Genomic DNA, 13,961 nt, shown 5'->3' on the forward strand with positions numbered 1-13,961 from the left:
CCGCGCCCGGGCGGGCCCCGTAGGAGTGGGCGGGATCGCCGGGCCGGTCGGCGCGGACAGGGCGCGGGAGCGTGCGCGCGGCCGGTCGGTCCGCCTGCCGGCCCGAGCGGGCGGGGGGCCGTGCGTGGCTCGGCGGCCTTCGACCTGGACCGTGCCCTCGGCTGCGGACTGAGGCAGGCCGGCGGCTTCCTCCTCGGTGAAGCGGTGCTGCCGGAAGTGGCAGGTCGCTGGACGGGGCCCAGGAGCGAGCGCGGGCGTCGTGTCACGCATGCGCGAAGGGCCTGGTGCGGCCGCGGACGGGCTGAGTCACCTGATGGGGTGAAGAGCGCCGGGAGAAGAGTCGGGGACCTTCCCGTTCTGTCCATCCTTGGGCATGCAGTCAAGCAACGGGCACCCCCGCGGAAGCGGCGGTGGGGCCGAGAGCTCGGTCGACAGCCACGACGGTCATGATCCGGCGGCCACGGAGGCGGCCGGGAGCGTGCGGTACGACGACCCCTGGTACGACGCACTCGCCTCCGGCTGGGGCGAGTCGGCGGACGGCGGGGTGTCCGTGCCCGCACCGTCGTCGGCGCGCCGGGAGGACGAGGCGCCCGCCGTCGCCGCGGCCGACGTGTACCTGGAAGTGCAGCGGAGCGAGGCCTTCCAGGAGGTGCGCAGCCGGTATCGCGGGTTCGTGGTGCCGACGGTCGCCGGGTTCCTGCTCTGGTACCTGGCCTACGTCGTGACCGCCACCACCGCGCCCGGGTTCATGGCGCGGCCCGTGACCGGCGCGGTGAACGTGGCGATGCTGGCCGGCCTCGGACAGTTCCTCACGACCTTCCTCCTGACCTGGGCCTACACCCGGCACGCGAGGCTGCGCCGGGACCGGCCCGCCCTCGAACTGCGGTGGGACACCCAGGAACTGACGCGGGGCGCCGGGGGCGGTGCGTCATGACGGGCGACCACCAGACGCTGGCGTTGCTGCTGTTCAGCGTCTTCGTCGCCGTCACCCTCGCGATCACGACCTGGGTGAGTCGGCACCGGCACGGTTCGGCGGAGGAGTTCTACGCCGGCGGACGGCTCTTCTCTCCGATGGAGAATGGTTTTGCCATCGCGGGCGACTACATGTCGGCGGCCTCCTTCCTGGGGATCTCCGGGCTCATCGCGCTGTTCGGCTACGACGGGCTGCTGTACTCGGTGGGCTTCCTCGTGGCCTGGCTCGTGGTGCTGTTCCTCGTCGCCGAACTGGTACGCAACTGCGGGCGGTTCACGCTCGCCGACGTGGTCGCGGCCCGGATGCGCGAGCGGCCGGTGCGGATCGCGGCGGGAACTTCCTCGGTCACCGTGTCCGTTCTGTATCTGGTGGCGCAGATGGTGGGCGCGGGCAGTCTGGTCGCGCTGCTGCTCGGGCGTACCGGCGGGGCGGCGCAGGCGTGGACGGTCATCGGGGTCGGCGCGCTCATGGTGATCTACGTGTCGATGGGAGGGATGCGGGCCACCACCTGGATCCAGATCGTCAAGGCCGTCCTGCTGCTGGGCGGCACCATCGCACTGACCGTGCTCGTCCTGGTGCGGTTCCACGGCGACTTCCACCTGTTGCTGCTCACAGCGGCGGAACGCAGCGGGCACGGCGCGGAGTTCCTCGCGCCCGGCCTGCGGTACGGCGGGGACTGGACGGCCCGGTTCGACTTCATCAGCCTGGGACTCGCGCTGGTGCTGGGCACGGCCGGGCTGCCGCACATCCTGTCCCGCTTCTACACCGTGCCGACCGCGCGGGCCGCACGCCGTTCGGTCGTCTGGTCGATCGGGCTCATCGGCGGCTTCTACCTGATGACGATCGTCCTCGGCTTCGGCGCCGCCGCGATCGTCGGGCCGGACGCCGTCCGTGGATCGAACGCGGCCGGGAACACGGCGGTCCCGCTGCTCGCACTCGACCTGGGCGGCGGCGCGGACTCCACAGGGGGGACGGTTCTCTTCGCGATCGTCGCCGCCATCGCCTTCGCCACCATCCTGGCCGTGGTCGCCGGGATCACGCTCGCCTCCTCGGCATCGGTGGCCCATGACCTGTACGCCTCACTGCGTCGTCGGCGGGCCGAGCCGCGCAGCGAGGTGGCCGTGGCGCGTGTCGCGGCGGTCGCCATCGGAGCGGTCGCCATCGCTCTCGGTCTGCTGGCGCGGGACCTCAACGTGGCCTTCCTGGTGGGGCTCGCGTTCGCGGTCGCCGCGTCCGCCAACCTGCCGGTGCTGCTCTACTCGCTGTTCTGGCGCGGCTTCACCACGCGGGGCGCGGTCTGGTCCGTCTACGGCGGGTTGATCCCGGCCGTGGTCCTCGTGGTGCTGTCACCGGTGGTGTCCGGCAGTCCCGAGTCGCTGTTCCCCGGCGTCGACTTCCAGTACTTCCCCCTGCAGAACCCGGGGCTCGTCTCGATTCCGCTGGGCTTCCTCGCGGGCTGGCTCGGCACGCTGCTCTCGACGGAACTGCCCGACGAGGCCAAGCACGCGGAGACCGAGGTGCGGTCGCTGACGGGAGCGGGGGCTGTGTAGGGGGCGGCGCCTCACCGTCATCCGGTCTCCGGCCTGGGCGCCGTGGAGCAGCCGTCCCGAGCACCGTCGTGGAGCGGCCGTCCCGAGCACCGTCGCTGGTCCGCGCTGAGTACCGTCGTACGGCATCGGGCCGTGGGCTGATACACCCGGACCGCACAGCCGTACGGAGAGCGGGCACGTTCCTTCCCCGCCCCCACGGGCCGTGCCCTCAGGTGCGGGTCGCCCACACGTAACGGTGTTCCGGGCGGCCCGCGTCGCCGTACTTGAGCGTCAGCCTGGCCCGTCCCGTGCGCTCCAGGAACTTCAGATAGCGCTGGGCGGTCTGGCGGCTCACGCCCGTCCGGTCGGCGATCTCCTGGGCCGACAGGGGACCGTCGGCGTTCATCAGGGACTGGCGGACGAGTTCCGCGGTGGTGGGGGAGTGGCCTTTGGGCAGGTCCGGCTCCGACGGCGTGGACAGGGCACCGAAGATGCGGTCCACCTCCGCCTGTTCCGCCTCCCCGCCCTCGTCCAGGGTGCGCCGCAGCTCCGCGTACGCCTCCAGCTTGGCGCGCAGGCCCGCGAAGGCGAAGGGCTTGATTAGGTACTGGAGCGCGCCCTGCCGCATCGCCGCCTGCACGGTCGAGATGTCCCGCGCGGCCGTCACCATGATCACGTCGGCCTGGTGGCCGCGCCGGCGCATCTCCTGGACGACCGTGAGCCCCGTCTCGTCGGGCAGGTAGTGGTCCATGAGGACGAGGTCCACATGCGGCAGCGTCTCCAGCCGGCGCAGGGCCTCCGCCGCGCTGTGTGCCTCGCCGGCCACGTGGAAGCCCGGCACCTTCTCCACGTAGGCGGCGTTGACGCGTGCCACACGGGTGTCGTCGTCGACGACCAGGACCTCGATCAACACGACTTCTCCTCGGTGGCGGGCTGTGGGGCGTGCGGTGGGGGCAGGGCGGCTTCCGGCTCCGGCCCGGTCAGGGCGTCGGGCAGGACGACGGTGAACTCCGCGCCGCCGCCACGCGCCTCGCCGACGGTCGCGCTGCCACCCTGCCGTTCGGCGAGCCTACGGACCAGGGGGAGGCCGATGCCACGCTCGCGATGCGCGGGCGGCTTCTTCGTGGACCATCCCTCGGTGAAGATCAACTCGCGGAGTTCCAACGGGATTCCCGGCCCGGTGTCGCGCACCCTCAGGACGGCGGTGCGGCCCTCCGCGCGCAGTTCGACCTCCACGCGCGCGTGCGGGGTGCCCGCGACGGCGTCCAGCGCGTTGTCGACCAGGTTGCCGAGGATCGTGACGAGCCCACCGGGGTCGACCAGGCGGTCCGGCAGCCGGGTCGGGTCGGAGACCCCCAGGGCCACCCCCCGCTCGGCCGCGACGGTCGCCTTGCCGACCAGGAGGGCGGCGAGCAGGGGGTCCCGGATCTTCTCGGTGACCTGTTCGGCCGTCGCGCGGTCGTCGCCGACGACCTCGCCGACGAACTCCACCGCGTCCTCGTACATCTCCAGTTCGATCAGCCCGAGGAGCGTGTGCATACGGTTGGCGTGCTCGTGGTCCTGTGCGCGCAGGGCGTCGATGAGACCGCGCGTGGAGTCGAGTTCCCGGCTCAGCTGCTCCAGCTCCGTACGGTCGCGCAGGGTGGCGACGGCACCGCCGTCGTCGGTGGGCATGCGGTTGGCGACCAGTACGCGCCGGCCGCGCACGGTGAGCAGATCGGTGCCCGTCACCCGGCCCGCCAGGACGTCGGCCGTACGGCCCTGACCGAGCGCCTCGTCGGGGGAGCGGCCGACAGCCTCGGCACCGACACCCAGCAGCCGCTGAGCCTCGTCGTTGAGCAGACGGACGCGGCCCGTGCGGTCCAGGGCGACGACGCCCTCCCGGATGCCGTGCAGCATCGCCTCGCGCTCCGCGAGCAGCCCCGAGATGTCCGAGAAGGCCAGGTCCCGGGTCTGCCGCTGGACCCGGCGGGAGATGAGCCAGGCGGCCAGCGCGCCGACGGCCAGCGCGCCCCCGGCGTACGCGAACAGACCGGGGATCGCGTGGATCAGCCGCGCCCGCACGCTGTCGTACGCGATGCCGACCGAGACCGCGCCGACGATCTGCCCCTCGCTGTCCCGCAGCGGCACCTTGCCGCGGGCGGAGCGGCCCAGCGTGCCGCTGTCGATCTCCATGACCTCCCTGCCGGCCAGCGCCGGGCCGGGGTCGGTGGAGACGGTCCTGCCGACCTGGTCCGGGTTGGGGTGCGACCAGCGCACGCCCCGCCAGTCCATCACCACGACGTACTCGGCCCCGGTGGCCCGCCGGACCCGCTCCGCCTCCCGCTGGACCGGCCCGTCGGCCGTCGGCGGCGTGTCCGTCACCTCCTCCGCGATCCGCGGCTGGGCGGCGGTGGTCTGCGCGATCGCGAGCGCGCGGCGCATCGCCTGGTCGTCCAGCTGGTCGCTGAGCGGTGCGAGGAACAGCCCGGTCGCCAGCACCGCGACTCCCGCGGCGATCGCCAGCTGCATCAGCAGCACCTGCGAGAACATGCGCCGCGGCAGTCCGAGGCGCAGGCGACGGGAGGGGGCGGTGGAGCTCATACCCATGACGGTACGTGGGGGCGCCGGCGCTGCCGCAGGGTGTGTGGCATGCATGACGCGATCAACATGGGGGACGTCTGGACGGTCTGTCGTGATGGGGGACGTCTGGACGGTTCGTCGTGATGGGGACGGGCCGTCATGACTCGAGTCGAAGCGCCCGTGCCCGCCCGTCATGACGACGAGTGTCCTGGTTAGGGCCCGTCATGACGACGGGTGTCCTGGTAAGGGCGAGATCGCGCCGTGTCGCCGGTCAACCGTGTCGCCGGTCAACGCGGAGGTGGCACGAACACGACTGAGTGAGTTTTTGGCCATCCCGCCACAACGGCCTCTGCCTCACCTATAGCGTGATCCCCCACCACTGTGCCCAGACCTATCGCTTCCTAAGGACCGGTACCTTTGAAGATCGTGCGCCGCATCGGTGTGCCTCCCAGCGCCCGAGGCAGTAACTCCGGATCTACCTGCCCGGACGTGTTCGAGCTGAGTGACGGCAATTTCGCGGTCATCGGCACCGAGGCCACCGAGGCACTGGAGCGCGAACTCCCCGCCGATGCCGCCCGCGCCGACTACGAGCGCATCGTCATCGTCAGCCGGGAGACCCTGATTCGCGCCAAGGCGGACATTCCCGACGCCTGATCCAGCGGGCACGCGTCCACCTCCGGACTCGTGCGTGAAGCCTCCCCGGCCGCACAGAACCGCTGAGCGCACCGGGTCCCCACCCCGCGAGCAGTCCGTCACCCCGTCCCTGCTCGACCCTCACTCGATGAGGCCTGGCGCCAGAACGGCACCAGGCCACACGCATGTCAGGCGGCCTGCGGAACTGCCACCGGTGCCTCCGGCCCCACATACCGCGCCACCGGCCTGATGATCTTCGGGTCCGCCGACTGCTCCAGGATGTTGGCGCTCCAGCCCACCACGCGGCCCGCCGCGAAGGTGGGGGTGAACATCTGGCGCGGCAGCCCGCACAGCTCCATGACCACTCCGGCGTAGAACTCGACATTGGTGTGCAGTTCCCTGCCCGGCTTCAGTTCGGCCAGGATCCGCTCGACCCGGCGCTCGACCTCCACGGCGAAGTCGACCCGCGGACCACCGAACCGCCGGGCGATCTCGCGGAGCATGCGGGAGCGGGGGTCCTCCGTGCGGTAGATCGCGTGCCCGAAGCCCATGACGCGCTCGCCGGCGAGAACCCGTTCTCGGATCCAGGAGTCGATGCGGTCGGGTGTGCCGATCGCGTCCAGGGTGTCCAACGCCCGGCTGGGCGCGCCCCCGTGCAGCGGGCCGGACAGCGCTCCCACGGCTCCCACGAGGCAGGCCGCCACGTCGGCGCCGGTCGACGCGATGACCCGCGCGGTGAAGGTTGACGCATTGAATCCGTGATCAATGGTTGAGATCAAGTACTGCTCGATCGCCCGGGCCCGTCGCGGTTCCGGCTCCGCACCCGTCAGCATGTACAGGTAGTTGGCCGCGTACGTGAGATCCTCGCGCGGCTCCACGGGATCGAGTCCCTGACCCAGTCGGTGCAGTGCCGCCAGCATCGTCGGTACGGCCGCGGCCGCGACGAGGGTGTCCTGCCGGCGCCGGTCCGGGGCGAGGTCGTACACCGGCCGGAAGCCCTTGGCGGCACCCAGCAGCGACAGTGCCGTACGCATGCCGGCGAGCGGTCCGGAGCCGGCACTCGCCGCGGCCACGGCGGGCAGCGCGGCCCACACCCCGGCGGGCAGCCGGCGCAGCGCGGCGGTCTCGGCGGCGAAGGCGGCCGAGCGCTCGGCGCCGGGCAGGTCGCCGTGGACCAGGAGGTGCCAGACGTCCTCGAAACCGCGGGTCCGTGCGAGTTCGACGGCCGAGTACTGGCGGTAGTGGTAGAAGCCCTCGGTTCCCCGGACGTCACCGATCTCGGTGTCGGTGACGACGACTCCCGCGAGCCCTCTCGGTACGTCGACGAGCGCGCCTGATGACCTGTTGACGGACATGATTCCTCCCTGAACTTGATTCGACTGTCCATGATTGATTGAATTCGTGTCAATATTGATTAAGTCAATGTATGCGGATCAATAGGCTGAGCTGCGGATACGGTGACGTCCCATGCGTGATCACGAACCCCTCCCCGGTCCCGCCGGGCCCCGGCTGACCACCAAGGAAGCCGCCGAGCTGCTGGGCGTGAAGCCCGAGACCGTGTACGCCTACGTCAGCCGCGGCCAGCTCGGCAGCCGACGCGCGCCCGGCGGCCGGGGCAGCACCTTCGACGCCAAGGAGGTGGAGGCCCTCGCCCGGCGCAACCGCCGGGCGGGCGACGGGACCGCGAACTCCGGTGGGGAGCTGTCCGTACGGACCCGCATCACACTCATCGGCAGCGACCGCTACTACTTCCGAGGTGTCGACGCGACCGAGCTGGCCGCACGCCACTCCTACGAAGAGGTCGCCGAGTGGCTGTGGACCGGGCGGTTGCGTCCCGGCATCACCTTCACGGCACCCGGCTCCGTCGTCACCGCCGCCCGCCGTGCCGTCGACGCGCTGCCCGAACACAGCGCGCCCACCGACCGGCTGCGGGTCGCCGCGGTCGCCGCCGCGGCCGCCGACCCGCTGCGCTTCGACCTGTCCGAGGAAGCCGTGCTCGGTACGGCACGCGCCCTCATCCCCACCCTGGTCGCCGCCCTGCCCCCGACCCGGCACGACCACCGTGAGGGCGGCCCGCTGGCCCACCGGCTGTGGACCCGCCTCAGCGGACGCCCCGCCGACGAGGCCTGCCTGCGCGTCCTTGACACGGCGCTCGCCCTGCTCATCGACCACGACCTCGCGGCCTCCACCCTCGCCGTGCGCGTGGCCGCGTCGGCCCGCGCACACGCCTACGCGGCCGTCTCCGCCGGTCTCGGCGTGATCGAGGGCCCCCTGCACGGCGCGGCCAGCGGACTCGCCCACAAACTGCTGCTCGACGTCCTCGACCAGGGCGACGCGGCCCCCGTGATCGCGGACGAGCTGCGGTCCGGCCGCCGGATCCCCGGACTCGGCCACCGGCTGTACCCCGGTGAGGACCCGCGCGCGCGGGCCCTGTTCGCCCTCCTGGAGGACATCCCCAAGGCGGCGCCCGCCCTCGCAGCGGCCCGCGACATCGTGGACACCACGGCCCGGCACGCTCCGCTGCACGCCAACGTCGACCTGGCCCTGGCCGTACTCACCGCCTCCTGCGGCATGCCCGCCACGGCAGGCGAGACGATCTTCGCGGTGGCCCGTACGGCGGGCTGGATCGCCCACGCCCTGGAGGAGTACGGGGAGCGCCCGCTGCGCATGCGCCCCAGCGGCCACTACGTGGGGCCGAGGCCGCCTCAGCCGCTACCGGAGTAGGACACAAGCCGGGCCGGAGGCCTTCCCGGGCCAAGTCAGGTTAGGCTCACCTCTGTGAGTACGTGCACAACCGTCTCGCGGGACTCCGACGAGCCCGTTGCCGGCACAGCGGCCACGGCGACGACCTGGCTGCTGCTGGAACAGCCCGGTCCCTGGGGTGCCAAGGCGCTCACGTCGAGCCACCTGGACCCCGTGCTCGGCCATGCCCTGGAGGCGGCCGCGAAGGGCACGGGCGTACGTGTCGTGCTCATCCGCCGTCCCGGGCGGCACGCCGACAGTGGGACCGCGACCGCCGCGCGCCAGGTGTACGTCGCGCACACGGTGCCCGGGAACGTGTGGCTGCGCTCGGCCACGATCCGCGATCCGCGCCGGCTCCTCGACGTCGACTTCGCCGCGCTCGGCCGAGGCGACCACAGCGGTTTCGACGCGGCGCTCGACGGACGGCCCCACACCGGCGATCCACTCGCGCTCGTGTGCACGAACGGCAAGCGCGACCGCTGCTGCGCCCTCCTCGGCCGCCCGCTCGCGGCGGAGCTGGCCGCCTCCGGTGTCCAGGGCGTCTGGGAGGTCACCCATCTGGGTGGACATCGCTTCTCGCCGACGCTGCTCGTGCTGCCGTACGGCTACGCCTACGGCAGGGCCGAGGCCCATGCCGTCAAGGAGGTCCTGCACAGCGTGCGGGCGGGCCGGATCGTCGTGGAGGGGTGCCGGGGGAACTCGGCCTGGGAACGGCCCGGCCAGGCGGCGGAGCTGGCCGTGCGCGGGGCGGTGGGGGAGTACACGGCGGGCACGCTGGCCGTGGTCCGCACACAGAGCGTCGCGCCGGGGTGGGAGGTGACCGTCGCGCACACCGACGGCCGCCACTGGCGCGTGGTCGTGGCCCAGGGCGCGTCACAGCCGCCCCGCCCGGAGAGCTGCGGGGCCTCGGTGCTCGGCTCGCCCGCGCGGATGGACGTGGTGGCGGTACGCGAGCTGCGGACGGCGACGGCGCTCGCCGGCTGAGGAGCCCTCGGCCGCCCGCCCGGTGAGGACCACCATGTTCGTCGCAGGCGTTCTCGGCCGTTCAGTCGGTCGGCGGGTTGCCGACGACCCACCACTCGTCCGTGTCGGCCTCGTCGAGGTCCCTGACGAGACCGTCGACCATGAGGCCCAGCTGAGCCTCCAGGGATGCCTCGTTCAGGGTGGCGCGCATGTGCCGCGAGGCCTCCCAGTACTCACGGAACACCGGGCTCTGGAAGAACTCCCGAAGGTGCCGGTACAGCTCCTCCCGGTCCAGACTGCCCGCCCGGTGGACGTGGTAGAGGTGGACGTACCAGGCGTTGGCATAGAAGAACTGACGGCGCCTCTCCGCCGGGATGCTCTTGTCGTAGGTGTCGATCACCGCGGCGAGGGAAGGATCGTCGATCGCCCGGACCAGCAACTCCCACTGCATGCGCTGCTGATGGGCCAGAGCCTTGCGCCGGATCGCCAGCTCCTCGAGCTCCAGGCGCCGTTCGTGCAGACGCGCCTGCTCCGACCGGCGTTGACGCGCTGCCAGCGCCATCGTGGCCGTGGCGGCCAGGAGAGTGAGCGCTGCCGAGCCCAGTCTCCCCGCGAGGTACTTCTGTGTGGCCATGTCAACCCCCGAATCAGGCGGCCGTCCGCCGGTCGTCGGGGTGCGGATCGACGGTAGGGGACCGGCGAGCGGTGGGCGGCGCTTGCCGTCTCCCAGGGTGCCGAGCGGCTCTGATCGGCGCGGGAGGCGGAGAGGAGGCGCACGGAGGGAAGCGAGGGTCGCACGAACCGGCGCCTTGCCCAACGTCTGCCCTCGAAATGCTGCGAACAATCGTTCACTTCGCGGTGATTCTTCCGGCTCGTATCCTGGGTGGGCATTCAATCCTCGTACGTGCGCAGGGCGGCGGCCCGGCGCACGCGGCGGCGTGAGAGAGGTAGCGCGTTGAGTGGAAGTCCGCGGGAGATCCCGGTCGTCGTGCTCGCCGGATTCCTGGGTTCCGGCAAGACCACCCTCCTCAACCACCTCCTCCATCACAGCGGTGGCAGCCGGATCGGCGCCATCGTCAACGACTTCGGTGCCATCGAGATCGACGCGATGGCCGTGGCGGGCGCGCTCGGCGACTCCACCGTCTCGCTCGGCAACGGGTGTCTGTGCTGTGCCGTGGACGCCGGTGAACTCGACGTCTACCTGGAGCGGCTCGCCCGGCCCGCCGCCGGGATCGACGTCGTCGTGATCGAGGCCAGCGGACTCGCCGAGCCCCAGGAACTCGTGCGCATGGTGCTCGCCAGCGAGCATCCCGGGATCGTGTACGGCGGCCTCGTCGAGGTCGTCGACGCCGCCGAGTTCGACGACACCCGGGCCCGGCACCCGGAGATCGACCGGCACATCGCCCTCGCCGACCTGGTCGTCGTGAACAAGCTGGACCGGGCCGACGACGGTGAGCGCGTCCTCCGGCTGGTCCGGTCCCTCGTCGACCGGGCCGCCGTCGTGCCCGCCGACCACGGGCGGGTGGACCCCGAGTTCCTCTTCGACTGCCGGCCGAGCGAGGAGCGCCTCGGGCAGCTGTCCTTCGACGACCTGCACGACCACACCGAGGGGGACGAGCACCGGACGCACCTGCACTCCGGCTACGACAGCCTGTCCTTCACCTCGGAAGAGCCCCTCGACCCGCGCCGGTTGATGCGGTTCCTCGACAGCAGGCCCGAAGGGCTGTACCGGATCAAGGGGTACGTCGACTTCGGGCCGTACGACTCCCGCAACCGTTACTCCGTGCACGCCGTCGGGCGGTTCCTCCGGTTCTACCCGGAACCCTGGGCCGCCGACGAGGCCCGCCGCACCCAGCTCGTGCTCATCGGCTCCGGCATCGACGCGGACGCCCTCGGAAAGGAGCTGGAGGCGTGCACGACCGAAGCCCCACACGTCGACGAACACGGCATGTGGGGCGTCCTGCGCTACGTACGGGACCCCGACGACCAGGACCCCGACGACCAGGACGGTGACGACGACGCCCTGGACCATCAGGATCCCGGTGATCGCGAGCCGGGCGATCGGGACCCCGGCGTGCGGGGTCCCGGGGACGCGTCCGCCTAGACCGGTCCCGCCACCACGGCCACCGTCTTCGGCAGCGACACACCCGAACCGTCCCGGCGCGGGTCCATCTCCGGCAGCTCGGCCGGCGTGCCGTTCTTCTGCGCCGCCTTGGCCGGAGTGGCGCCCGCCCAGGCCAGCGACAGGCAGTCCTCGCCCTTGAGGAACCGCTGGCAGCGGACACCGCCGGTGGCGCGTCCCTTGCGCGGGTACTGGTCGAACGGGGTCAGCTTGGCCGTCGTCTGGACGGAGTCGTCCAGCGTGCCGCGTGAGCCGGCGACCGTGAAGACGACCGCCTCGGCGGCCGGGTCGACGGCCGTGAAGGAGATGACCTTGGCACCCTCCGTCAGCTTGATGCCCGCCACACCTCCCGCCGGACGGCCCTGCGGGCGGACCTGCGACGCCTGGTAGCGCAGCAGCTGGGCGTCGTCCGTGATGAAGACCAGGTCCTCCTCACCGGTGCGCAGCTCGACCGCGCCGACGATCCGGTCGCCCTCCCTCAGGGTGATGACCTCCAGCTCGCCCTTGTTGGTCGGATAGTCGGGCACCACCCGCTTGACGACACCCTGTTCGGTGCCGATCGCCAGACCGGGGGACGACTCGTCGAGCGTGGTCAGGCAGATCACCGTCTCGTCCCCCTCCAGGGAGACGAACTCCGCCATCGGGGCCCCGCCGGAGAGGTTCGGCGCCGCCGCCGTGTCCGGGAGCTGGGGCAGGTCGACGACGTTCACCCGCAGCAGGCGCCCGCCGGACGTCACCACGCCGATCTCACCGCGCGCGGTGGCCGGCACCGCCGAGACGATCACGTCGTGCTTGGCGCGCCGTGCGTCGGCGTCCTGCGGGAACGGCTCGCCATTCGCCGTACGGGCCAGCAGCCCCGTCGAGGACAGCAGCACCCGGCACGGGTCGTCCGCCACCTGGAGCGGGACCGCGGCGGCCGAGGCGCCGGCCGACTCCAGCAGAACCGTACGCCGCTCGGTGCCGAACTTCTTGGCCACCGCGGCCAGTTCGCCGGAGACCAGCTTGCGCAGCTCGGCGTCCGACTCCAGGATCCGGGTCAGCTCGGTGATCTCCTCGTTGAGCCGGTCCTTCTCCGCCTCCAGCTCGATGCGGTCGTACCGGGTGAGGCGGCGCAGGGGCGTGTCGAGGATGTACTGGGTCTGGACGTCCGACAGCGAGAAGTGCTCGATCAGGCGCTCCTTCGCCTGCGCGGAGTTCTCGCTGGAGCGGATGAGGCGGATCACCTCGTCGATGTCGATCAGCGCGGTGAGCAGGCCCTCGACCAGGTGCAGCCGGTCACGCCGCTTGGTGCGGCGGAACTCGCTGCGCCGGCGCACGACCTCGAAGCGGTGGTCGAGGTAGACCTCGAGAAGCTCCTTGAGGCCCAGCGTGAGGGGCTGCCCGTCCACCAGCGCCACGTTGTTGACGCCGAAGGACTCCTCCATGGGCGTCAGCTTGTAGAGCTGCTCCAGGACGGCCTCCGGCACGAAGCCGTTCTTGACCTCGATGACCAGGCGCAGACCGTGCGCGCGGTCGGTGAGGTCCTTCACGTCGGCGATGCCCTGGAGCTTCTTCGAGCCGACCAGGTCCTTGATCTTGGCGATCACCTTCTCCGGGCCGACCGTGAAGGGCAGTTCCGTGACCACGAGGCCCTTGCGGCGCGCCGTCACGTTCTCCACCGACACCGTCGCGCGGATCTTGAAGGTGCCGCGGCCCGTCTCGTACGCGTCGCGGATGCCGGTCAGGCCCACGATGCGGCCGCCGGTGGGCAGGTCGGGGCCGGGGATGTGCCTCATCAGGGCGTCCAGATCCGCGTTCGGGAAGCGGATCAGGTGGCGGGCGGCCGCGATGACCTCGCCGAGGTTGTGCGGCGGCATGTTCGTCGCCATACCGACCGCGATGCCGGAGGCGCCGTTCACCAGGAGGTTGGGGAAGGCGGCGGGCAGCGCCGCCGGCTCCTGCTCCTGGCCGTCGTAGTTGGGGGCGAAGTCGACCGTGTCCTCGTCGATGGACTCCGTCATCAGGCTCGCGGCCTGGGCCGCGCGGCACTCGGTGTACCGCATGGCGGCCGGCGGGTCGTCGTTGCCGAGCGAGCCGAAGTTGCCGTGTCCGTCGACCAGGGGGACACGCATGGAGAAGGGCTGGGCCATGCGCACCAGGGCGTCGTAGATCGACGCGTCGCCGTGCGGGTGCAACTTGCCCATGACCTCGCCGACGACGCGGGCGCACTTCACATAGCCGCGGTCGGGGCGCAGGCCCATCTCGTTCATCTGGTACACGATGCGGCGGTGCACCGGCTTCAGGCCGTCCCGGGCGTCCGGCAGGGCGCGGGAGTAGATGACCGAGTACGCGTACTCGAGGTACGAGCCCTTCATCTCGTCCACGACGTCGATGTCGAGGATCCGCTCCTCGTACGAGTCGTCGGGCGGCGGGGTCTTCGTGCTGCGGCGGGCCATCG

The 13,961-nt window shown here is 71.7% G+C and carries 11 protein-coding genes; 6 read left to right on the plus strand and 5 right to left on the minus strand.

Translation table 11 applies throughout. The features are described from left to right. Window positions 1–373: 373 nt before the first annotated feature. Window positions 374–934, plus strand: coding sequence for a DUF485 domain-containing protein (locus QQS16_RS29955; RefSeq protein WP_286065162.1), 561 nt, complete (start codon window positions 374–376; stop codon window positions 932–934). Then, the gene (locus tag QQS16_RS29960; RefSeq protein WP_286065163.1) at window positions 931–2,523 is read left to right on the plus strand and encodes a monocarboxylic acid transporter; all 1,593 of its coding nucleotides are present in this window, start codon (window positions 931–933) and stop codon (window positions 2,521–2,523) included. The genes QQS16_RS29955 and QQS16_RS29960 overlap by 4 nt, the downstream gene beginning before the upstream one ends. Window positions 2,524–2,731: 208 nt before the next feature. On the opposite strand, the gene QQS16_RS29965 is transcribed toward QQS16_RS29960, so the two are convergent. Both QQS16_RS29965 and QQS16_RS29970 read right to left on the minus strand, forming a co-directional pair. After that, window positions 2,732–3,412, minus strand: a complete 681-nt coding sequence (locus tag QQS16_RS29965) for a response regulator (protein WP_286066503.1) — start codon at window positions 3,410–3,412, stop codon at window positions 2,732–2,734. Beyond that, window positions 3,409–5,085, minus strand: a complete 1,677-nt coding sequence (locus QQS16_RS29970; RefSeq protein WP_286065164.1) for an ATP-binding protein — start codon at window positions 5,083–5,085, stop codon at window positions 3,409–3,411. Before QQS16_RS29970 ends, QQS16_RS29965 begins: the two co-directional genes overlap by 4 nt. Before the next feature lie 396 nt (window positions 5,086–5,481). On the opposite strand from QQS16_RS29970, the gene QQS16_RS29975 reads away from it, so the two are divergent. Then, the gene (locus QQS16_RS29975) at window positions 5,482–5,718 is read left to right on the plus strand and encodes a hypothetical protein (RefSeq protein WP_286065165.1); all 237 of its coding nucleotides are present in this window, start codon (window positions 5,482–5,484) and stop codon (window positions 5,716–5,718) included. Between the two features lie 167 nt (window positions 5,719–5,885). On the opposite strand, the gene QQS16_RS29980 is transcribed toward QQS16_RS29975, so the two are convergent. Beyond that, a complete protein-coding gene (locus tag QQS16_RS29980; RefSeq protein ID WP_286065166.1) occupies window positions 5,886–7,052 on the minus strand; it encodes a citrate synthase/methylcitrate synthase in 1,167 nt (388 codons plus the stop codon). Window positions 7,053–7,164: 112 nt separating this feature from the next. On the opposite strand from QQS16_RS29980, the gene QQS16_RS29985 reads away from it, so the two are divergent. Both QQS16_RS29985 and QQS16_RS29990 read left to right on the plus strand, forming a co-directional pair. Beyond that, a complete protein-coding gene (locus QQS16_RS29985) occupies window positions 7,165–8,421 on the plus strand; it encodes a citrate synthase (RefSeq protein WP_286065167.1) in 1,257 nt (418 codons plus the stop codon). Window positions 8,422–8,475: 54 nt separating this feature from the next. Further along, window positions 8,476–9,423: a ferredoxin family protein gene (locus tag QQS16_RS29990; RefSeq protein WP_286065168.1), complete on the plus strand. Its 948-nt coding sequence runs from the start codon at window positions 8,476–8,478 to the stop codon at window positions 9,421–9,423. A gap of 61 nt (window positions 9,424–9,484) precedes the next feature. Here the strand turns inward: QQS16_RS29990 and QQS16_RS29995 are convergent, their stop codons facing one another. Then, window positions 9,485–10,036, minus strand: a complete 552-nt coding sequence (locus QQS16_RS29995; protein ID WP_286065169.1) for a DUF6082 family protein — start codon at window positions 10,034–10,036, stop codon at window positions 9,485–9,487. A gap of 321 nt (window positions 10,037–10,357) precedes the next feature. Here QQS16_RS29995 and QQS16_RS30000 point away from each other — a divergent pair, with 321 nt between their 5' ends. Next, a complete protein-coding gene (locus QQS16_RS30000) occupies window positions 10,358–11,506 on the plus strand; it encodes a CobW family GTP-binding protein (RefSeq protein ID WP_286065170.1) in 1,149 nt (382 codons plus the stop codon). Here the strand turns inward: QQS16_RS30000 and QQS16_RS30005 are convergent. Continuing rightward, window positions 11,503–13,959 carry a DNA gyrase/topoisomerase IV subunit A gene (locus QQS16_RS30005; RefSeq protein ID WP_286065171.1) on the minus strand — a complete coding sequence of 819 codons (2,457 nt, stop codon included), beginning with the start codon at window positions 13,957–13,959 and terminating at the stop codon, window positions 11,503–11,505. The genes QQS16_RS30000 and QQS16_RS30005 overlap by 4 nt on opposite strands. Window positions 13,960–13,961 lie beyond the last annotated feature (2 nt).

It is taken from the genome of Streptomyces sp. ALI-76-A (assembly GCF_030287445.1).
In the GTDB taxonomy this organism is placed as follows: domain Bacteria; phylum Actinomycetota; class Actinomycetes; order Streptomycetales; family Streptomycetaceae; genus Streptomyces.

Bases quoted from the DNA above. Each gene is read 5' to 3' on its own strand.
- QQS16_RS29955 (WP_286065162.1), top strand. From the start codon at position 374: ATGCAGTCAAGCAACGGGCACCCCCGCGGAAGCGGCGGTGGGGCCGAG.
- QQS16_RS29960 (WP_286065163.1), top strand. From the start codon at position 931: ATGACGGGCGACCACCAGACGCTGGCGTTGCTGCTGTTCAGCGTCTTC.
- QQS16_RS29970 (WP_286065164.1), bottom strand. From the start codon at position 5,085: ATGAGCTCCACCGCCCCCTCCCGTCGCCTGCGCCTCGGACTGCCGCGG.
- QQS16_RS29980 (WP_286065166.1), bottom strand. From the start codon at position 7,052: ATGTCCGTCAACAGGTCATCAGGCGCGCTCGTCGACGTACCGAGAGGG.
- QQS16_RS29985 (WP_286065167.1), top strand. From the start codon at position 7,165: ATGCGTGATCACGAACCCCTCCCCGGTCCCGCCGGGCCCCGGCTGACC.
- QQS16_RS29995 (WP_286065169.1), bottom strand. From the start codon at position 10,036: ATGGCCACACAGAAGTACCTCGCGGGGAGACTGGGCTCGGCAGCGCTC.
- QQS16_RS30005 (WP_286065171.1), bottom strand. From the start codon at position 13,959: ATGGCCCGCCGCAGCACGAAGACCCCGCCGCCCGACGACTCGTACGAG.